The sequence below is a fragment of the Gramella sp. Hel_I_59 genome (assembly GCF_006714895.1).
GTDB lineage: Bacteria > Bacteroidota > Bacteroidia > Flavobacteriales > Flavobacteriaceae > Christiangramia.
In genome coordinates this window covers 637,228-657,633 of the sequence record NZ_VFME01000001.1, presented here as the reverse complement: position 1 = coordinate 657,633, position 20,406 = coordinate 637,228, and the positions used below count along the sequence as shown (strand labels likewise).

Below are 20,406 nucleotides of genomic sequence, written 5' to 3'. Positions count from 1 at the left end.
AGAGTATTAGATTAAAGTTTTTCGAGTATAAAGTCTGTCATCATCTGGTAAAGATGAAGCCTGGTGTTTCCACCGTAAATTCCATGATTTCTATCTGGATAAATAGCCCAGTCAAATTGTTTATTTGCCTGCACTAATTCTTCAACCATGCGCATCGTATTTTGCACATGTACATTGTCATCTCCACCACCGTGAATAAGCAGGTAATCACCTTCAAGCTTATCTGCATGACTTAGCGGGGAATTCTCATCATATCCAGACGCATTTTCCTGCGGAGTACGCATATATCTTTCAGTATAAACAGTATCGTAAAATCTCCAGCTTGTAACCGGAGCCACGGCGATCGCCATGGAAAATACATCGTTTCCTTTCAGGATTGCATTGGAAGACATAAAACCACCATAAGACCAGCCCCAGATTCCAATACGATCTGCATCCACATAACTTTTTTCAGCTAATTGTTTCGCTGCTGCGATTTGATCCTCTACTTCAAATTTCCCTAGTTCCTGGTAAGTCACTTTTTTGAAGTCGGCTCCTTTAAAACCGGTTCCTCTTCCATCAATACAAACGATCATATAACCTTTGTTCGCCAGTAATTGATACCAGTAATCATTACTTCCAAAATATGCATTGGAAACCGACTGTGATCCGGGACCTGAATACTGAAACATCAATACCGGATATTCCTTATTTTCATCAAAGTTTGCCGGTTTGATCGTCCACATATTCAGTTCGTTGCCGTTTATTTCAATACTTGAAAGTTCTTTTGGAGAAAATTGGTAAGATTCATTATTTTTAAGGAGCTCGTTATTATTAAGGATCTCACGCACCTGTTTACCATCTTTTGCCTTGTGCAGGGTATAAACTGGCGGAGTATTTACATTCGTAAATGTGTTGATGAAATAGGTGTAATCTGCACTGAAATCGGCAGAATTCGTACCATCTTTCTCTGTAAGTCTGGTTTTAGATTTACCGTTTGGCTTAATAGCATATACATCACGATTCACACTTCCATTTTCAGTACTTTGAAAATAGATGCGTTTAGCTTTTTTATCATAACCGTAATAATTGGTCACTTCCCATTGCCCTGAAGTAATCTGGTCGATCAACTTTCCATCTTCAGCATAGTGGTAAATATGATTCCAACCATCCTTTTCGCTGGTCCAGATAAAACTATTGTCTTCAAGGAACGTTAGATTATCTGTAATATCAACATAAGCCTTGTCAGTTTCATTCAAGACTACATTTGCTTCATTATTTTCAGCATTCACGAAAATAAGGTCAAGATTATTCTGGTGCCTGTTCAAAACCTGAACGCTTAGCAGCATATCTTCTGAAGACCATTTAATTCGCGGAATATAGAAGTCTGCATAATCTCCCAGTTTAATTTCTTCGGAAGAGTTCGCTTCTACATCGTACATATGCAGACTAACTTCTGAATTAGACTCACCCGCCTTTGGATATTTAAAAACCTGTTGTGTTGGGTAAAGGTCTTTTCCGAAGAGATCCATAGAGAATTCCGGAACTGCCGATTCATCAAATCTCAAGTAAGCGATCTTTTCACCGGTTGGGTTCCATGCAAAAGCTTTTACAAAAGAAAATTCTTCTTCATAAACCCAGTCTGTAATCCCGTTAATAATACTATTGATTTCCCCATCCATGGTCACCTGCGTGCGTTCCATAGACTTTAGATCCAGAATATAAATGTTGTTTTCGAAAACATAAGCAAGCTTGGAATTATCTGGAGAAAAAGAAGCCTCCTGAATTTTGTCATCGCTCACTTTGGTAAGTTTCTTAGAAGCTACATCGTAGATATGAACAACTTCTCTGGAAGAACGTCTGTAAATAGGCTCAATTTCAGTAGAAAGTAAAATTTTATTCTCGTCTTCGCTGAATTTGAAACTTTGAAAACTTTTGATTTCGGTAAGATCCTTACTGTTTAGAAGTGTGCGGGTTTTTTTACCAGTTTTATAACTGTAAATATCGATACTCACCGTACCGGATTCGCGATCGCGGTTCATTACCACATATTCCTCACCATTATTCAAGGATTGCAGTGACTGAAGTCTTTCCTGACGGAAGCTGCCACTCCAGATCTCTTCAAGACTAACTTCCTTTTTTTGTGCAGATAGCACTGAAGTCGCCATGAGTAGAAAGGCAACAAAAGTATAGGGGAATTTCATAAAATTTGTAGAATATTTAATGCAGGCCAAGTTTACTAAAATTTAACCAAAAAATGACTATCGATTCTTGTAAATTACTAAGTAAGTGTTAAAGAGATCAGCCTTTGTGAATGATCAAAATCAGCCTTGTGCAGGTCTTAATATAGCTTCGTATCTTTGTGCTCCTGAAAACTACTAAGATGACCAAACCCGTTAACGGATTTTCCAAGCTCAGTAAGCAACAAAAGATCGACTGGCTAGCTGAAAACTATCTTTCAAAGACTCCTGAAGCTGCAGCTATTCTCCAGAACTACTGGAATACAGATGAAAGCCTGCAAAAGCTACATGACGAATTTATAGAGAACACGATTTCCAACTATTATCTTCCCTTTGGGATTGCGCCAAATTTTAAGATCAACGATCGTCTTTACACCATACCAATGGCGATTGAAGAAAGTTCGGTAGTTGCTGCAGCGAGCAAAGCGGCTAAATTCTGGGGTGAACGCGGAGGTTTTAAAGCTGAAGTTCTCAATATGACCAAGATTGGCCAGGTTCATTTTATGTTCAAGGGCAGGAAGAAACATCTGATTCAGTTTTTTGAGGAAAACCGTCAAAAATTGATCGATGCAGTAGCTCCAATTACCAGAAATATGGAAAAACGTGGCGGTGGTATTCTGGATCTTCAGTTAATCGATAAAACTTCAGATCTTGACAATTATTACCAGCTATTTGTGAAATTCGATACGCGTGATTCCATGGGTGCGAATTTCATCAATTCCTGCCTGGAGAAATTTGCAGAAGTTTTGCGCAACAATGCCAGAACAACCAACTATTTTTCAGAAGAAGAAAAACAGCTGGAAATTGTCATAAGCATTCTTTCAAATTATGTTCCTGAATGTATCGCACGGGCCGAAGTTTCCTGTCCGGTAGATCAATTATCAGACAATCCTGAGATACAGGGTAAAGATTTCGCTGAAAAGTTTATTCAAGCTATTAAAATTGCCGAAATCGAACCTTATCGCGCGGTTACCCACAACAAAGGGATTATGAACGGGATTGATGCAGTTGTACTGGCTACAGGAAATGATTTTCGTGCTGTTGAAGCCGGAATTCATGCCTATGCTTCCAGAAACGGACAATATACAAGCCTGACTCATGCTAAGGTCGAAAATGATATATTCCACTTCTGGATGGAAATTCCACTTGCGTTAGGAACCGTAGGTGGTCTTACCTCGCTGCATCCATTGGTAAAACTTGCACTTAAAATGCTGCAGGATCCTTCTGCGGAAGAGCTAATGAAAATTACAGCGGTTGCGGGATTAGCTCAGAATTTTGCCGCGGTAAAATCACTGACTACTACCGGAATTCAGCAAGGACACATGAAAATGCACTTGATGAATATCCTTAACCAGCAACAGGCTACCGAAGACGAAAAACAACAAATGATCAAGTACTTCACTAAAAACACTATTACTCATAGCGGTGTGATCGAACAACTTGAAAGAATAAGAAGCTAATGCAGAAGTATCACAGCAACGGTAAATTATTGCTTACCGGAGAATATGCTATTTTGGATGGAGCTAAGTCTTTAGCCTTACCTACTAAGAAGGGTCAGTCGTTAGAGGTTGAAGCAAATGAATCTACAGTTATTTCCTGGGAAAGTTTTGATGAAAATAATAAGATCTGGTTCAAAGCCGATTTTCAGATAAATGAAGGCCAGTTCCTAACAGAGTCTTCCTCTCTAGAAAGCCCGGAACAACAAGAGATCGCTAAGCGTTTACAACAGATCCTGAAATACTGTTATTCTTTAAAACCAGAGCAATTCAAGTCTGGATATACTATAAATACTTATCAGGATTTCAATAGAAAATGGGGACTTGGAACTTCCTCCACGCTTATTAACAATATCGCGAACTGGCTTGAAATCGATGCCTATAAACTACTAGCTAAAACCTTTGGTGGCAGTGGTTACGATATTGCTGCAGCAAGTCACGACCACCCCATAAGCTTTCAACGTAAAAACGAGCAAGCTTCAATTTTCACAGTGGATTTTGATCCTCCATTTAAGGAGGAACTATTCTTCGTTTACCTCAATCGCAAGCAGAACAGTCGCGAGGCCATAGCTCATTATCGCAAACAAAGCCAATCGAACAGATCAGAGCTTATTGAGAAGATCTCTGGTATCACTGAACAGATATTGCAGTGTGAGCATTTAATGGAGTTTAAAATGCTTTTAAAAGCTCACGAGATCCTTATTTCAAAGGCTATCAATAGTCCCAGAATCCAGGATCAATTATTTCCAGATTATGACGGACTCATAAAAAGTCTCGGCGGCTGGGGAGGGGATTTCGTGCTTGCCACCGGGAATGAAGAATCAAAGGATTACTTCAGAAATAAAGGCTATCATGATATTCTCAGCTATTCTGAAATGATCAAATAAAAAAATCCTCATCGTTTGATGAGGATTTTTTTTATAAGTACAATCGCCAGGTCTTAGTAGAACTTAGCTCTGTTATCCTGAATATCTGCTTTTTTCTTCAAAGCTTCAAATACTCTTGTAGTCGCCTGAGCTCTTCTGGAAGCACTTTCCTGATTAGCGAAAGCTTTATAAGATTCCATTTTCGGAGCTTCGAACTTACTTACAAGTTCAGCAATATAAACACCTTTTTCTCCTGCGATAGGTTCGCTTGTTTCTCCTTTTTCAAGAGAGAAAACAGTTCCAACCACTTCCGGCTCTTCACCTGCACCTGCCAGAGTAGGATTGTTAAGGTTCACTGCATCTGCAGTTTGAACGCTTACACCTTGATTCCCGGCAATTTCCTGTAGCGAATTTCCTTTAAGTCTCTCCTTAATAAGTTCCGCTTTCTTTTGCTTAACCAAGATTGGAGTAACTTCAGCAGAAGCTTCTTCAACACTCATTAATCCTTTATCCTGCTTAGCTGTTAGTTGCGCTACTACATACCCATTGTTAGTGTCAAATCTTCTTACATCACCAACTTTAGCATCATCTTCAAATGCCCACTGGATCACTCTTCTTTGAGCACCAGCACCAGGAATATTCTCATCAAGTGCTTTTACATCTTTTACTGTACGCACTTCATAGTTACTTTCTTTTGCCACTTTGCTAAAATCACCTTCAGCAGCAGCGATCTCAAACTTAGTTACTTCGTTGAACTGTTCGTTCATTGTTTTTTCTGAAGCCTGGATCTCTCTTGCGATCGTTGCAACTTTAACTGCTTTAGCAGCTTCAGTTTGATCATCTATAGAAATTACGTGGTATCCAAGAGGTGTTTCAACAACACCTACATCTCCGGTTTTATTATCAAAAACATAGTTCTCGAATGCAGGGATCATCATTCCAGGAACAAAATATCCAAGATCTCCTGCCTGTTCTTTATTTGAAGTATCAGCAGAAAATTCAGAAGCAAGTGCTGCGAATTTTTCTGAATCTGATCTTACAACTCCTGCAAGACTATCAGCCAAAGCTTCAGCTTCAGCTTTAGTTCTATTACCAGCAGCTCCCAATTGAGATCCAGTGTAGCTAATAAGAATATGACTTGCTTTCACTGAATCTGGAATATTCTTAGTCTCAACGACTTTACTCAGTTTCCAGAATCCGTTTTCTTTATAAGGACCAAAAGATTCTCCTTCGTTAAGATTGAAGATCTGCTCAGCATTTTCACCTTTTAGATCATTTCTGAATCTAAAGATGTTCTGGTAAGGAAGATCTGAATTGTTGGCTATAAAATCTGCATAATTATCTGTACTGTCGAATCCAGGAAGTGTGTCATTAGCACCAATCGCAGCATTATATTCAACTCTCTGACTTCTTAGTTTAGATAGTGCTTCTTTAGCTTCAGATTCATCACCTGTAGAAGCAGCCTCTTCAAAGATCACATACTGCATGCTTCTGGAAGCATCAGATTCGAACTTAGAAGCATGATTCTCGATATAAGATTTGATATCAGATTTAGATACTTCAACTTCGCTATCTGGAATTGAAGAATATGGAATCTGAACGAATTTCATATTGATATTATCATTCTGCATCTTGTAAGCCTGCTCACCTTCCAGTAAAGTAGCTCCAACACCAGCACTTACCATATTGTAGTAAGCATTCATCTTGGCAGTTTGTGCAAGATTGGAAGTAAACTGCTGCCATTGAGCGTAAGCTTCCGGAGAAGTTTCTTTCAAATTAGCAACATATTCTCTCAACCTGTTTTCATCAAACATTCCAGCTTCGTTAGAGAAGTTTGGATTTCCAGCCATTTGAGTACGCACAAGTTCAGTAACCTGACCTTCTCCAGCTCTTAGTCCAAGCTTTTCAACTTCTTCTTCAAGAATTACCTGGCGTAATTTCTGGTCCCAGATACGGTTTACTGCCTGAGTAGTACTAATATTATTACCCATATTTCTTTCGAAAGCCTCAACTTCACGGGCGAATTCTTCTCTATCCACTTCATTACCATTAACGGTAGCGATAACATTTTGAGAATCCTGGCCACTAAAGCCTCCATTTCTAATCACATCGGCCAATACAAAAGAGAAAAGAGCCAATGCAATGATAATAATCAAGAAAACAGACCGCTGTCTGATTTTGTTTAATACTGCCATTTGAATATAAAATTTGTCAAAATATAGGGGGCGAAAATAAGGTTTTTAGGCTAATAATAAAATTTAAAATTAGCAAATTCTTAACTTTCGATATTTAGTCTTCCGGATTGATTTTCAGCTCAACCAATTCGATTTTGGTGTTGGAAGTTTCCAGGATTTTGATCTCGAAATCCTCGATCTTAATAACCTCTCCCTGCTGCGGAATTTCTTCGGTATGATTTACTATAAATCCGCTCAGGGTCTCGTAGTTTTCACCTTCTGGAATTTCAGTTCTGTAATTCTCATTTAAATAATCCACTTCCAGCCTTGCTGAAAATTTATAATGATCGTCACCCAGCTTTTCTTCAATCAGGACTGCTGAATCATGTTCATCTTCGATTTCACCAAAAAGTTCCTCTACAATATCTTCCACGGTCATCATACCACTGGTTCCACCATATTCATCGATAACCACAGCGATACTTTTTCTTTTTTTGATAAGAATATTAAGAACATCCTTGATCCACATGGTTTCGGGAACAAAGATCACCGGTAGTAATATTGACTTTATAGAACGAGGTCTTTTGAATAATTCGAAGGAATGTACATATCCAATAATATCATCGATGGTATCATTGTAAACCAGCAATTTCGAAAGTCCGGTTTCAGTAAAGGTCTGTACAAGATCACTTGGCGCCTGGTTTTGATCAACGGCTATGATCTCGGTTCTTGGGATCATCACTTCCCTGGCTTTAATATCTGAAAATGAAAGGGCATTCTGGAAGATCTGTATTTCACTATCTACATCTTCATGCTCTTCAACTGTTTCCATTTGCTCGCTAATGAAGTTGCCTAATTCTACTTTACTGAAGGCTAATTGAACTTCATCTCCATCAGTTTTGAAAAATCTCTTCAGAATAATATCTGAGATCCAGATGACAAATGAGGACACAAAACTGAATAACAGGTAAAAGATATAGGCAGGTACTGCAAATAATTTCAACATGCTATTCGCGTAGATCTGGAAAAATACCTTCGGAAGAAATTCCGCAGTCAGTAAAATTACAAGAGTCGAAATTACAGTTTGAGTAAGCAGACTGAGATCTACTACGATATAATTGATGATACTGTTTTGCGGATCGAGACCGCTAAGCCAGTACATTAATAAATCACCCATAAAGAAACCATAAACCACCAGCGCTATATTGTTTCCAACAAGCATGGTTGCTATGAATTTTGATGGTTTCTTGGTAAGACGTTTTAAAACGGTCGCCAGGAAATCATTCTGACGCTTTTCTATCTCTATAAAAATCTTATTAGAGGAAACATAAGCGATTTCCATTCCTGAGAAAAACGCAGAAAGTATTAAAGAGCAAACTATGATTAGTATTTCAACCTCCATTCAGGCTACTTATTACGCTCTTCGTAGCGACGCCTAAATCGCCGTTTGAAGAAGAACATGAATATTGCAATTGCCACAAAGAACAGGAATAAATAAGCCCTTTGACGCTGATCATTCCAGATCCGCACTGCTTCAAAAAGAAAGAATGCAGCGAACAGCAAATATGCATATTCAAAATATTTGAAAAACTTACTCATCTTCTTTTTCTTCTTCTACAATTTGAATTCCCGTATTGGTTCTAGAACGAAAATTACTGAAATCCTGATTAGAATCAAAACCGAGATCTTCAGTAAATGATCCATCAGGGAATCTAATCTTGTTTGGTTTGTCTGTAAAGACCCAGCTTCTGTCCTGATCCCAGAATAGCTGACTCGCTTCCAGCTTAGTACTATCGGCAGTGATTATTACCACATTTCCCTGAAGATCGATCAATTTCGTATCCTCATAGACGATCCCGTAATCTGCCACCACAGTATTTTTTTCGTCCTTCTCATCAAAGAACTCTACTTCCACACCATCAGGAAATTCACGGTAAGGAAAGCTTTTATTTGTGAAGTCCAACATACGCGGACTTTTTAAAGTCGCAACCAGTCTCCCAGAATCTGTAAACTTTAAGTTGATACCCTCGGCTGTCGCCTGCGGCGCATCTTCTTCCATGCTAAACGCACGTACCTCGCGAAGATTACCTTCACATGAAAAAAGCATTGTCACGCCTAAGAGCGTGACAATGCCTGAAATTATATTGCTATATGTTAGCTTCATCTTATAGATTCGGCACTTTTACCGATGCACCAATCCAACATCCAAAAGAGATTGATTGTCCAGGCTTGTATTTAGACTGGAAGATATCAGATTTCTGTGGAGCAAGACCTTTATAAGAAGCTGCTGCCTGATTTGCGTTAGATGCAATAGAAGGATCAACTCTCGCTGCTCTCGAAGCATAGTCTGCAGCTAACCAGTATACTGCTCTTTTAGTGAACGTATCTGTACCACAACTGTTTGCACTTTTCGCATACATGTTTGCGATTTGTAAGTAAGCACTACCTAAAGATGGTTTTGCAGCTACCGCTTTGTTATAGAAGTTTCTAGCTTGCCCGTACTGACCTTTATCTTTATAGTTACCAGCGATTCTATAGTAGATCTTCGCTTGATCAGACTTATTAGTTTCAAGTTCTGCCGCCTGGTTATAATACTGTAATGCTTTAGAAGCGTTACCTTCAGATTCAGCTAACTGACCTAAAGAGTAAGCAGACTTAGCAGAAGGCTCTAACTTGTGTAATGCTTCAGAAACCTGGATGAACAATGGATCTTCAGTACAATCTTTAGCAGAAAGTCTAGCATTCGCATTTTGCAACCATTTTACATCACCTTGCTTTTCTTCGAAATCTTTCTTGTATAGTGGAATAAGGTTGCTACAATCTGCTCTTGCACCTAATTTACCATTCAATGCATTTCTAACCATACTGTAGTTCTTCAGGTTGATCTCTGCATTCTTGATCTTCTTTTCTTCCTTGGAACTAAGTTCTTCACCATCTTCCTGTTTTTTAAGAAGTGGAGCTAATGCTTCTGCAGCATCGTTCTCTTCTTTCTCGATCTTAGCGTAAACTCGGTCGTATTGATCGAATACATCCTGAAGATTTTTATCTCCTGCATCCTGCATATCAACTACAAGGTCAAAATATGCATATAATGCTTTAGGACTGGTGAAGTTCTCTACATCTTCTTCCCATGCTTTATCGTAAGCCATGTAAAGTTCTTCTTTATCTCCCAGTTTGTTATCATACTTTAACTGAGCGATATCTGAATATACTTTTCCAGCTTTTGTTTTTTCGGGATATAATTCCAGTCTGGTTTCCCATACTTTAATCAATTCCTTAACTAATTCTCCTTTATCACCTTCTTCAGCTTTATCGATCTTGAATTCGATAGCTCTTTCCAGATACTGGTAAGTTGCAAGACTATATTTTGGACAGTCTTCCATTACTTCCATAAGTTTAGGATAAGCTGTTTCGTAATTTTTTGCTTTAGCAGCATCATAAGCTAAAGCTGCGGTAGTTGTACAATCCTGTGCACTAACAGCTCCAGTTCCTACCATGGCAACTGTCAAAAGTGCTAAGAAATTCTTTTTCATCGTTGTAGTTTATTGTGGTTAATCAAATTTTCTTTTCGTGAACCATTTGTCGTTTAAAGAAAGTCCTACAGACAGTCTTAAAAACTTCTCCTGAACTAGTCCGGCATCTCTTGTACCTCTTTGTCCAAGCTCGATTCCGAAGTTTGCATTGGAGAACAATTGTCCAATCGGTAATCCTAATCCAAAAGACATGCCAAACTCATTAATAGATTCACCATTGACTATAAGACCGGTCTCATCATACCTGAATCCAGCACGGTAAACCACTCTCTCCAGATAACTTGTGAATGAATTATAATCTGGCACATAAAAACCTCCCAGACTAAATTGAGACGCATCCTCATACTCTCCTCCATCATTTCTGAAGCTAAAGCTATCCTGGTAAGAGCTTGATCCTACATTGGAATATTCAGCTCCAACAAACCATTTGTTGGTTTGACCAATTCCGGCTCCAAGGCTGTATTTGGATGGGAATGTAAATTGAGTTTCACTAAGATCCACTTCTCGCTGATCTATGGTTCTTCCTGTACCACTCGCAAAATCTATAGTAGAAATTGTTCTGAAATTTTCAGAATCAAGATCCATTTCAGGTGCGTATGTAGTGGAAACATGAAGATTCAACTTTTCTGAAATTGGGCGCTGGTAATTGGCTCCAAAGTTAAAAGTGAAACCTTTGATGTCTGATCTGTTCACATCGCTGGTTCCGTATTGCAATCCTTCAGTATTGATACTTTGCGTATTCTGGAAATTTCCGAAGTTATAGTCAGCATCAACACCCAGACTTAAGTGCTCATTTACGGCATAACCGGCAGATAAGAACACTCTGTTCATACCTCCTCTACCTGTAAGTAAACTAGAGGCATCATCTTCAACATCCAGAATCCTATATCCTACAGAAGTATACGGCATCACTCCAAGACCAATCCCAATCTTATCGCTAATTGGAAAAGCCAGTGCTAAATAATCCAAAGATGAGATCTTTGAGTTATCTGACGCTCCATCAGTTTCAAGTTTCACCCTATCGTGACTTGCACCAATAGTGAAATCTGTAAGCTTTAATCGACCATAACTTGCAGGGTTCTGCAAATTCACGTGGATACTATCCATAAATACGCTTAAACCTCCCATAGACCTGTTTTCCACAGTTCCCTGGAAATTGGTTAAACCAATACCGTAATATGAATAAGGCGAAGAAACATTTTCCTGAGCTTCAGCTATAAATCCTGTAAATAAAGCTACGATTACTATAAATCGTTTAATCATTGAGTCTTGTTAAATTCTAGAATGAAATTAAGTCCTTCTAACAAAAAATTTGAGTTGGCAAATATGCTATTTTTAGTTGGTATAGACAAAAGTTGACTGTCCCCTCCTGTAAATATTACTGTTAAATCTTCAAATTCAGAAGCATAGGTTTCTACAACCCCTTTTAATTCCATTTTGAGTCCGTTAATAATTCCGGATTGTATGCTGCTCTCGGTCGTTTTGCCTATAAGATCAACATCCGGCTTCGCAGATACTAACGGTAAATTTGCTGTAAACTTGTGCAGACTTTTAAATCTCATCTGTAATCCTGGAGAAATTGCTCCTCCAAGGTATATTTCCTTAGCAGTTTTTAGATCAAATGTGATACAGGTACCAGCATCAATGATTAGCACATTCTTCTTCGGAAATTGATCTATGGCAGCAGCCACCAATGCAATTCTATCCAGCCCCAGTGTATGTGGAGTATGATACTTATTCTGGAAGGGCGCGGGTGTATCGTGGCTCAATCGAATAAAATCTGTAGACTTTTCCAGCTCAAAAATGATATGTTCGTCAATTTTTGTCACTTCTGAAAGTATCGAATGAGTGATTTGCGGATAGTCTTTGAAAATTTTTTCTAATTCCTGTGAAAAATTTTCTTTTAGAAATACAAGTTTCTTCTGAAGTGTATCGTTTTGATAAACAGCAGCTTTTACTGAAGTATTCCCGGCATCGAGTACTAAATTCATGCTTGATTTTGTTCAACTTCAAAAATACAAAAGGATTTTTTTAAAATTTCCTTTGCCAGTTCCTAAAAATGAAATTATATTTGCCACCGCTTAACAAAGCAACTGGTGCCTTAGCTCAGTTGGTAGAGCAAAGGACTGAAAATCCTTGTGTCCCTGGTTCGATTCCTGGAGGCACCACCTTTAAAAACCCGATTCATCTGAATCGGGTTTTTTTATACTTATAACTGAACTATATAAAATACAAAAAGCCGGAATTAGCATTCCGGCTTTTCGCATAATAACCTGATTCCTCAGAATACAGTGTTATCAAACAGTGTGAAGTACTACGTTTACTACTGCACCAACAATGGCTGCAAAAATAAATAGCAGGGCAAGCGTGACCAGTATCTTTGCGATAATGTTCAGGCCATGAATACTCATCTTGTAGTTGTCCACAAATTCAGTAAAGATTTCCATACGCCTGTTGTTTTATGATTTATACTTAACTCACTATAATATAATCACTTAAGTAGTTAAATCATAATTTTTTCGGCTATGTCATTGAATAATCGTTAAACGGACTTATCTGGTTAAATTCCAGAAAATCTGTACCGAAATACCTACTACATTCAATAATTACATACGTATCATTCTACTTCCTCTTCTTGATGGCGCCTTACCACCTCCAAAACTACTTAGCTTATATGTAAAACTTAGCATTGCATATCGCTGTAACACCAGGTTATTCACATCCTGGATATAATCATCTCCTACCAGTCTTCTTGTATCCACATTTTGATCTAATAGATCATAGACTTTCACTTTGACAGTAGCATTGTCTTTCAAGAACTGGTATCCAAGACTCATATTCCATAATAGACTCGTACTGTCGAATCCCGGTGCAACATTTCCGAATTTATTATACGAAATATCATTTCCAAAAACCACGTTTTTTGGCCAGTACGTTGTAGTTTCAAGAGATAGACTATGGTTTACATAATTCTGATCTCTTCCACTATTGATATCGTACTGAATATCGTTAAAAGTCGCTGAATAGCCTGGCTCGATCTCCAAAACTTCATCAATCGCGTAAGTAAGTCTCAAAGTAGGAGTTACTGTAAATTGATCAGATTCGTACTGTACAGCGTTAATAAAGCCTACATTCCTGTTATAACCTCCATTTGCTCCAATCCGATATCTAAACTCTGTAGCGTCCTTCTTATAGCTTTTACTGTAAGAAGCTCCGAGATTTCCGTTGATAACTCCATCTACATTGGTATAGGTTGTAGTTCTAACAAAATTATCCACGCTGCTGGTTGCGGCCACCTGGTTATCTGTGAAATTAAAATAGGCATATGCAAAGATTCCGCTTCGTGAAGCAAAATCGAAGTTTCTATAATTTAAGTTCACGCGCTGATTAAAGGTTGGTTCAAGCTCAGGGTTACCAATGATGATATTTGTAGGGTTTGTTCTATCCACCACAGGCTGTAATTGTCTCACTGAAGGAACATCTGCATTTGTACTATAACCAATACTTATACTTTTTGATCTTTCCGGAGAATAACGAAGATCCGCATCCACATACACATTATTAAAAGTATTGTCGAAGCGAATATCTTCCATAAAGTTCTCGGTCTTTAAAGTTGTACTAAGTAATCCTACCTCAGAACTAATCCGCCATTTCTCACCTTCATAATTAAGACCGGCGTTTGGAGTATGTTTAAAACTACGGAATTCAAAATCATTACTCAACAGCTCATTAAAATTGGTATACTCACCATCAACGGCATCAAAAACACTTCTGGTATTGCTGCTTTTTTGAGTATCGAACTCATAATTGATATCCAGAAAGAATTTATCTGCCAAAACACTTCTTTTCGAAGCTCCAACGCTAAAAGAATTGGAATCTTCATCCTGATCTATAAATTGATCCTGAACGATATCATTTTCAGGATTATTTACGAATGTACTTTCAGAAAAATAAATGTTCTCATTCTCCTGTTTGCTATGCGCATGGTCCAGATCCAGTTGAAAATAAGAACCCCTGCTTCCAAAACGTTTAATAAAATTGATGTCGTTACTAAAATCCAGACTCGTTAGATCTTCAGTTTCATCGATAAGCGTGGTATTCTGAAGTTGCATGTTTTCATCCAGATTTTCTTCAAATCTATCTCGATAGGAGGTTCCTATGTTCGCATTGAATCTTGGAGCGATTGAAAGCCTGGTAAGAGTATCAAATTCTATTTCGTATCGAAGTGTCGCTCTATGACTATCATTCAGTAAATTACTGGAGCTGGTGGAATTAGTAAAATACCTCGAGTCTGGCAGAATATTCTCCCGTTCAATCCTGGTTCTTGTCTCTGTATCTGATCCTCCATAAAAGTAATCGGCAGTGAGTTCCATCCCATTATCCCATTCATTTACAAAATTGAATCCGCCAGTTTCAGATTTAGTGATCCCGTTACTAGAACCAAAACCGGTTCCATTAATACTAAAACTTCCATTACTATTAAACCGCACACTTCTGGCATTTCCACCCATCATGTCGAAAACCTCATCAAAACTAAATCCGGAACTATTGATATTATTTGAACTAGCAAGTACACTTACCCTAAGGTCATCTTTAAAATAATTGGCGATACCACTAAGCTCATATCGGTCATCTGTACCACCTCCGGCAGTTGCCCGTGAGAACCAGCCTTTGTTCTTGTCTTCCTTTAGTTCAATATTAATGGTCTTATTTTCTGAATCTCCCGCCTTTCCGGTAAATTCTTCGCTCCTTGTTTTGGTATCCACTACCTGGATCTTATCTATGATCTCCTTTGGAAGGTTTTTCGTAGCGATCTTAGGATCATTTCCGAAGAATTCCTTACCGTTTACCAGGATTCTCGAAACAGGCTTTCCGTTCACGGTAATATTACCATCGCTATCCACTTCTACTCCCGGTAGCTTTTTCATGAGCTCTTCCAGGTTAGCATCCTGTCTGGTATTGAAAGAATTCGCATTGAACTCCAGCGTATCCTGTTTAACAGAAATAGGTGCTCTTGTAGCGGTTAGAGTAACCTCGTCCAGCGCATTATCCAGAATATCCAGAGAAATAGCGCCTACATCCTGCGTTTTGGTGATTTCTATTTGCTTACGGTAAGGTTTAAAACCAGCGTAGCTTACGTAAAGATTTACAGCCTTACTTTCGGTATTTCCTTTCAGAAGGAAACTCCCGTCCTTTTCAGAAATCGTGTAGGTGACCAGACTGCTATCAGCAATCTTTTCTACGTAAACAGTGGCAGATTCAAGAGGATTGGATTCAGTATCAACGATCTTTCCGGATACTTCGAATTCCTGGGCAAAGCTTAGCGCACTCACTAAAAGTAGCAGCAAGCTGAAATAATTTCGCATATAGATAGTATAAAAATTGAACCAATGCTCATTACTGAACATTGGTTTGAGATTTAGACTACCTACAACGTTAAAAGTTTAAGGTTTCTTTTACTTTTTTCTAAAAAATATGCTGATAGGTACCCCTTGAAAATCGAATTCCTGACGTAACTTATTCTCTAAGAAACGTTTATATGGATCACGCACATACTGTGGCAGGTTACAGAAAAATGCAAACTGTGGATGTGGTGTTGGTAATTGTGTACAGAACTTGATCTTTACGTATTTCCCTTTATATGCTGGTGGCGGATTCTTTTCAATGATCGCCAGCATGATATCGTTAAGCAAACGGGTCTTGATCTTTTTACTTCTGTTTTCAAAAACTTTTACAGCAGTTTCAATTGCTTTGAAAACTCGCTGTTTAGTTAGAACAGAAATAAATACGATCGGCACATCTGTAAACGGTTCGATCTCACGACGAATCATGGCTTCGTAATCCTTAAGCGTATTGGTCTCCTTATCCAGAAGATCCCACTTATTTACCAGAATCACGATTCCTTTGGAGTTTCTCTGGGCCAGCCAGAAGATATTCTGAACCTGACCATCAAAACCTCGGGTTGCATCCAGTACCAATAAACACACATCACAGTTCTCGATCGCACGTACAGAACGCATTACCGAGTAAAATTCCAGGTTTTCCTTAACCTTGGATTTTCTACGAATTCCTGCAGTATCCACAAGATTAAATTCGAAACCAAACCTGTTATACCTGGTATCGATAGAGTCACGGGTAGTCCCAGCAATATCAGTTACGATATAACGATCCTCACCAATTAGAGAATTAATAAATGACGATTTCCCCGCATTTGGACGGCCAACTACCGCAAATCTTGGTAATTCTGTATCTTCCTCTTCCTCAATTACTGGCAGAGCTTCTACAAGTGCATCCAGAAGATCTCCGGTTCCACTACCATTTGTACTGGCAATTGGAAAATAATCACCCAGACCAAGCGAGTAAAATTCTACCGCGTTGGCAAGACGTTTATTGTTATCCACCTTATTTACAGCAAGCAAAACGGGTTTGTCCACTCTACGAAGTAGGTTGGCTACTTCCTCATCCATAGACGTCACTCCTGTTTCCACATCTACGATAAAAATGATCGCATCTGCTTCTTCGATAGCAAGTTCTACTTGCTTATCGATTTCAGCTTCAAAAACATCGTCGCTACCTTTCACATACCCACCGGTATCGATAAGGGAGAATTTATGACCGTTCCAGTCAGATTTTCCATAATGTCTGTCCCTGGTCACACCACTAACAGAATCGATGATGGCTTCTCTACGCTGTATAAGCCTGTTAAAAAAAGTAGATTTACCAACGTTTGGTCTCCCTACAATGGCGACAATATTGCCCATAATATGATATTGATTTCAGGAAGCAAAATTAATGATTTTAAGCTAATTAGCTCAACTTCCCGTATTCTTGAAATGTAGTTACTTCTTATCTGTATAGCCAAATCTCTTCAGCTGCCTGGCATCACTTCTCCAGTTCTTATTCACTTTTACATAAAGTTCTAAATGAACCTGTTTTCCGAAGAATTTCTCCAGATCCTTTCTAGCCTCTACTCCTACTCTTTTTAATGCAGCACCTTTATGACCAATAATGATCCCCTTCTGGGTATCTCGTTCTACCATAATCACGCTACGCATCCTGATGATCTTCTCCTCTTCAAAGAATTCTCCAGTTTCGATCTCTACACTATAAGGAATTTCCTTTTTGTAATGCATAAGAATCTTTTCACGAATGATCTCGTTCACGAAAAATCGTTCAGGCTTATCGGTAAGTGTGTCTTTAGGGTAAAAAGCTGGAGATTCTGGTAATAACTCAATGATCCTGTTAAATACTTCTGCAACATTAAAACCTTCCAATGCTGAAATTGGGTGAATTTCGGCCGTTGGCACTTTTTCACTCCAGTATTTCACCTGTTCTTCAAGTTGATCCTGGTTTGATTTATCGATCTTATTCAGCAATAATAAAACCGGTACTTCAGAGTTTTCGATCTTTTTAAAGAATGCTTCATCCTTTAATCCTTCTTCTCCAATTTCAACAATATAGATCAGAACATCTGCATCTTCAAAAGCAGATTTCACAAAATCCATCATGGAAGCCTGTAGCTCGTAAGCAGGTTTAATGATCCCGGGTGTATCACTCAAAATCATCTGGAAGTCTTCTCCATTCACAATACCCAGAATTCTATGACGAGTTGTTTGTGCTTTAGAAGTAATTATTGAAAGTCTTTCACCTACGAAAGCATTCATTAAAGTGGATTTCCCAACATTTGGGTTACCTATAATATTTACGAAACCGGCCTTATGTGCCATAATGAAAATTTTTGCAAAGGTATTTCATTTGTAAACTGTTACCTAATGTTTGTTCATTTTCTAACATTCGGCGTTCAGCCCACTGAAATTTGCTATTTAGCTCACCTTTCTAGTATGATATTATGAATATAATCATTTGATAATCAAAATTTAGTAAAAATTTCAATCAAAAATCTGATTGAGTTGCGCTTCTGTTTTTAATGACTATTTTTGCCGCTTCTTAAAATTAAGCTGAAAAAGCCTCATTATGAAAAAAGTTCTGAACTTATTCGACTTCAAACAACAGGTTAATTACAAAACTGAAGTGCTTGCTGGATTAACGGTTGCTATGACCATGATTCCCGAGTCACTTTCCTTCGCTATTCTGGCTGGTTTTCCTCCGCTAATGGGTCTTTACGCTTCTTTTATTGCTGGGTTGGTTACCGCAATATTTGGTGGTAGACCAGGAATGATCTCTGGAGGTGCCGGTGCAACAGTCATAGTTTTGATCGCCTTAATGAAGTCAGACGGACTAGAATATGTTCTTGCAGCAGTAGCATTAGCAGGAGTATTTCAGATAATTATTGGTGTATTCAAGCTTGGTAAATTTATAAGACTGGTACCTCATCCCGTAATGTTCGGGTTTGTGAATGGTCTGGCTATTGTGATCTTCATGTCTCAGCTGGATCAGTTTAAAACCGTGGTGAACGGTGATATAGAATGGCTTTCTGGAACTGCACTTTATATTATGGGTGGTCTGGTGGCTTTAACTATTGCAATCGTGGTGCTTTTACCTAAGGTCACTAAAGCTGTTCCTTCTTCCTTAGTCGCAATTATTGTAGTCTTTCTGCTGGTATATTTCTTCGGAATAGACACTAAAACAGTAAAAGATATCGCCTCTGTAAGTGGAGGTTTTCCTCCATTCCATATTCCTCAAATTCCTCTAACCTGGGAAACCATAGAATTGATCGCTCCTTATTCCATGATCATGGCAGCAGTTGGTTTAACTGAAGGTTTATTAACGCTAAACCTGGTAGATGAGATCACTGAAACTAAAGGAAATGGAAACAGAGAATGTATCGCGCAGGGTGGTTCTAATATTTTAAACGGATTTTTCTTTGGAATGGGTGGTTGCCCAATGATCGCTCAAACTCTTGTAAACCTTTCTGCTGGATCAAGAGCGCGATTATCTGGTATTATTGCAGCTTTTACAATTCTTGCGATCATTCTATTTGGCGCTCCCATTATCGAAAAATTACCAATGGCAGCACTGGTTGGTGTAATGATCATGGTGGCCATAGGGACTTTTGAATGGGTTAGTTTAAAGATCTTTAATAAAGTACCTAAAAAGGATATTTTCCTGGTAGTTATCGTGGCGTTAATCACCGTATTCCTGCACAACCTTGCCTTGGCAGTTCTGGTAGGTGTGATCCTTTCTGCACTGTTCTTCGCCTGGGAAAGTGCGAAAAGAATTAGAGCTAGAAAATTTATCGATGAAAATGGGGTAAAGCATTACGAGATCTACGGACCTTTATTCTTTGCTTCTACCACTAATTTTGCTGAAAAATTTGACGCTCTGAACGATCCGGAAGAGATCATTATCGACTTCAAAGACAGTCGCGTTTCTGATATGTCTGCTATTGAAGCTTTGAATGCCGTGACTCAGAAATATAGCAAGGTGGGCAAAAAAGTTCATCTTAGACATTTAAGCGATGACTGCATCAGATTACTGAAAAATGCAGATGCTATCATAGAAGTTAACATTCTGGAAGATCCTGACTACAAGGTGGCGGCAGATGAATCTTAAAGAATATTGTCGTTGATCTCGATCCAGTAACCGTCTGGATCCTGCAGGTAGATCTGTTTAACTCCATCAGGGCGGGTATTTGTCGTATTACTTTCGCCTGACCAGTTTTCAAAAGCAATATTCTGCGCTTGTAGAAACTTCATGAATTTATCCAATTCCGAAGTATTTAAGCTCATGTGTACACCTTTGTGGGTAGCAGGAGTTTCCTCGCTTTCGATCAAATGAATCTGTACGGAATCTTTAAGCTGAAACCACCTGATACTGGCAGCCAATCCTCCATTATCTATTTCTTCCAGTCCTAATACTTCGGAATAAAATTTTGCCGAGCGAGAGAGATCTTTTACAAGCAATGCGTCATGATCCTTGTTAAAACTGAAGTTATTAGTCTGAGCACTGCAGTTGTAACCCAGAAATGCAATCAGGATAATTAGAAGTTTCTTCATGGAAAAATTATTTGAAGTTCAAGTTACTTAAATTTCAATGCAATTTTCAACTGTAAAAATTAGGCGTTCTACTGAAGCTTTATCGAGTTAAATTCTTTTAAACATTACTTAAAACGGGCAGTCGGTTGTTTTAATATTCCTAACTTTCAGCTACCAACCAAA

The 20,406-nt window shown here is 38.5% G+C and carries 16 protein-coding genes and 1 tRNA gene; 4 read left to right on the top strand and 13 right to left on the bottom strand.

The features are described from left to right. Positions 1 to 11: 11 nt before the first annotated feature. Positions 12 to 2,183: a S9 family peptidase gene (locus JM79_RS02980; protein ID WP_141876740.1), complete on the bottom strand. Its 2,172-nt coding sequence runs from the start codon at positions 2,181 to 2,183 to the stop codon at positions 12 to 14. 179 nt (positions 2,184 to 2,362) lie between these two features. Between JM79_RS02980 and JM79_RS02975 the strand changes: the two genes are divergently transcribed. Together JM79_RS02975 and JM79_RS02970 are read left to right on the top strand one after the other, a co-directional pair. Further along, entirely contained in the window at positions 2,363 to 3,679 is a 1,317-nt protein-coding gene (locus JM79_RS02975) for a hydroxymethylglutaryl-CoA reductase, degradative (RefSeq protein WP_141876739.1), read from the top strand. Continuing rightward, complete coding sequence (locus tag JM79_RS02970) at positions 3,679 to 4,602, top strand: GYDIA family GHMP kinase (protein WP_141876738.1); 924 nt, start codon at positions 3,679 to 3,681, stop codon at positions 4,600 to 4,602. The genes JM79_RS02975 and JM79_RS02970 overlap by 1 nt, the downstream gene beginning before the upstream one ends. 53 nt (positions 4,603 to 4,655) lie before the next feature. Here the strand turns inward: JM79_RS02970 and JM79_RS02965 are convergent, their stop codons facing one another. The 7 genes from JM79_RS02965 to JM79_RS02935 form a co-directional block, all read right to left on the bottom strand. Continuing rightward, positions 4,656 to 6,776, bottom strand: coding sequence for a peptidylprolyl isomerase (locus JM79_RS02965; RefSeq protein WP_141876737.1), 2,121 nt, complete (start codon positions 6,774 to 6,776; stop codon positions 4,656 to 4,658). 94 nt (positions 6,777 to 6,870) lie between these two features. Further along, a complete protein-coding gene (locus tag JM79_RS02960; RefSeq protein WP_141876736.1) occupies positions 6,871 to 8,157 on the bottom strand; it encodes a hemolysin family protein in 1,287 nt (428 codons plus the stop codon). 5 nt (positions 8,158 to 8,162) lie between these two features. Then, positions 8,163 to 8,354 carry a hypothetical protein gene (locus tag JM79_RS02955; RefSeq protein ID WP_141876735.1) on the bottom strand — a complete coding sequence of 64 codons (192 nt, stop codon included), beginning with the start codon at positions 8,352 to 8,354 and terminating at the stop codon, positions 8,163 to 8,165. Continuing rightward, the gene (gene lptC / locus JM79_RS02950; RefSeq protein ID WP_141876734.1) at positions 8,347 to 8,919 is read right to left on the bottom strand and encodes an LPS export ABC transporter periplasmic protein LptC; all 573 of its coding nucleotides are present in this window, start codon (positions 8,917 to 8,919) and stop codon (positions 8,347 to 8,349) included. The genes JM79_RS02955 and lptC overlap by 8 nt, the downstream gene beginning before the upstream one ends. Position 8,920: 1 nt before the next feature. Continuing rightward, entirely contained in the window at positions 8,921 to 10,288 is a 1,368-nt protein-coding gene (locus tag JM79_RS02945) for a hypothetical protein (RefSeq protein WP_141876733.1), read from the bottom strand. Between the two features lie 18 nt (positions 10,289 to 10,306). After that, positions 10,307 to 11,551: an outer membrane beta-barrel protein gene (locus JM79_RS02940; protein WP_141876732.1), complete on the bottom strand. Its 1,245-nt coding sequence runs from the start codon at positions 11,549 to 11,551 to the stop codon at positions 10,307 to 10,309. After that, positions 11,548 to 12,279 (bottom strand): type III pantothenate kinase, encoded by a 732-nt coding sequence (locus tag JM79_RS02935; protein ID WP_141876731.1) that lies wholly within the window; start codon positions 12,277 to 12,279, stop codon positions 11,548 to 11,550. The genes JM79_RS02940 and JM79_RS02935 overlap by 4 nt, the downstream gene beginning before the upstream one ends. 104 nt (positions 12,280 to 12,383) lie before the next feature. Between JM79_RS02935 and JM79_RS02930 the strand changes: the two genes are divergently transcribed. Beyond that, positions 12,384 to 12,456 (top strand) — tRNA-Phe (locus tag JM79_RS02930). A 129-nt stretch (positions 12,457 to 12,585) separates the two neighbouring features. On the opposite strand, the gene JM79_RS16105 is transcribed toward JM79_RS02930, so the two are convergent. The 4 genes from JM79_RS16105 to era form a co-directional block, all read right to left on the bottom strand. Then, complete coding sequence (locus tag JM79_RS16105; RefSeq protein ID WP_185739454.1) at positions 12,586 to 12,735, bottom strand: hypothetical protein; 150 nt, start codon at positions 12,733 to 12,735, stop codon at positions 12,586 to 12,588. 159 nt (positions 12,736 to 12,894) lie between these two features. Then, positions 12,895 to 15,636 (bottom strand): outer membrane beta-barrel protein, encoded by a 2,742-nt coding sequence (locus JM79_RS02925; RefSeq protein WP_260443361.1) that lies wholly within the window; start codon positions 15,634 to 15,636, stop codon positions 12,895 to 12,897. A 108-nt stretch (positions 15,637 to 15,744) separates the two neighbouring features. Beyond that, complete coding sequence (der, locus tag JM79_RS02920; protein ID WP_141876729.1) at positions 15,745 to 17,049, bottom strand: ribosome biogenesis GTPase Der; 1,305 nt, start codon at positions 17,047 to 17,049, stop codon at positions 15,745 to 15,747. 78 nt (positions 17,050 to 17,127) lie between these two features. Further along, positions 17,128 to 18,015: a GTPase Era gene (era, locus tag JM79_RS02915; RefSeq protein ID WP_141876728.1), complete on the bottom strand. Its 888-nt coding sequence runs from the start codon at positions 18,013 to 18,015 to the stop codon at positions 17,128 to 17,130. Positions 18,016 to 18,262: 247 nt separating this feature from the next. On the opposite strand from era, the gene JM79_RS02910 reads away from it, so the two are divergent. Beyond that, complete coding sequence (locus tag JM79_RS02910) at positions 18,263 to 19,801, top strand: SulP family inorganic anion transporter (protein WP_141876727.1); 1,539 nt, start codon at positions 18,263 to 18,265, stop codon at positions 19,799 to 19,801. On the opposite strand, the gene JM79_RS02905 is transcribed toward JM79_RS02910, so the two are convergent. After that, a complete protein-coding gene (locus JM79_RS02905; RefSeq protein WP_141876726.1) occupies positions 19,798 to 20,244 on the bottom strand; it encodes a VOC family protein in 447 nt (148 codons plus the stop codon). The genes JM79_RS02910 and JM79_RS02905 overlap by 4 nt on opposite strands. Positions 20,245 to 20,406: the final 162 nt, after the last annotated feature.

What these genes read in the sequence shown, in the direction of transcription:
- JM79_RS02980 (WP_141876740.1), bottom strand. Translation starts at nt 2,183, where the DNA reads ATGAAATTCCCCTATACTTTTGTTGCCTTTCTACTCATGGCGACTTCA.
- JM79_RS02975 (WP_141876739.1), top strand. Translation starts at nt 2,363, where the DNA reads ATGACCAAACCCGTTAACGGATTTTCCAAGCTCAGTAAGCAACAAAAG.
- JM79_RS02970 (WP_141876738.1), top strand. Translation starts at nt 3,679, where the DNA reads ATGCAGAAGTATCACAGCAACGGTAAATTATTGCTTACCGGAGAATAT.
- JM79_RS02965 (WP_141876737.1), bottom strand. Translation starts at nt 6,776, where the DNA reads ATGGCAGTATTAAACAAAATCAGACAGCGGTCTGTTTTCTTGATTATT.
- JM79_RS02960 (WP_141876736.1), bottom strand. Translation starts at nt 8,157, where the DNA reads ATGGAGGTTGAAATACTAATCATAGTTTGCTCTTTAATACTTTCTGCG.
- JM79_RS02955 (WP_141876735.1), bottom strand. Translation starts at nt 8,354, where the DNA reads ATGAGTAAGTTTTTCAAATATTTTGAATATGCATATTTGCTGTTCGCT.
- lptC (WP_141876734.1), bottom strand. Translation starts at nt 8,919, where the DNA reads ATGAAGCTAACATATAGCAATATAATTTCAGGCATTGTCACGCTCTTA.
- JM79_RS02945 (WP_141876733.1), bottom strand. Translation starts at nt 10,288, where the DNA reads ATGAAAAAGAATTTCTTAGCACTTTTGACAGTTGCCATGGTAGGAACT.
- JM79_RS02940 (WP_141876732.1), bottom strand. Translation starts at nt 11,551, where the DNA reads ATGATTAAACGATTTATAGTAATCGTAGCTTTATTTACAGGATTTATA.
- JM79_RS02935 (WP_141876731.1), bottom strand. Translation starts at nt 12,279, where the DNA reads ATGAATTTAGTACTCGATGCCGGGAATACTTCAGTAAAAGCTGCTGTT.
- JM79_RS16105 (WP_185739454.1), bottom strand. Translation starts at nt 12,735, where the DNA reads ATGGAAATCTTTACTGAATTTGTGGACAACTACAAGATGAGTATTCAT.
- der (WP_141876729.1), bottom strand. Translation starts at nt 17,049, where the DNA reads ATGGGCAATATTGTCGCCATTGTAGGGAGACCAAACGTTGGTAAATCT.
- era (WP_141876728.1), bottom strand. Translation starts at nt 18,015, where the DNA reads ATGGCACATAAGGCCGGTTTCGTAAATATTATAGGTAACCCAAATGTT.
- JM79_RS02910 (WP_141876727.1), top strand. Translation starts at nt 18,263, where the DNA reads ATGAAAAAAGTTCTGAACTTATTCGACTTCAAACAACAGGTTAATTAC.
- JM79_RS02905 (WP_141876726.1), bottom strand. Translation starts at nt 20,244, where the DNA reads ATGAAGAAACTTCTAATTATCCTGATTGCATTTCTGGGTTACAACTGC.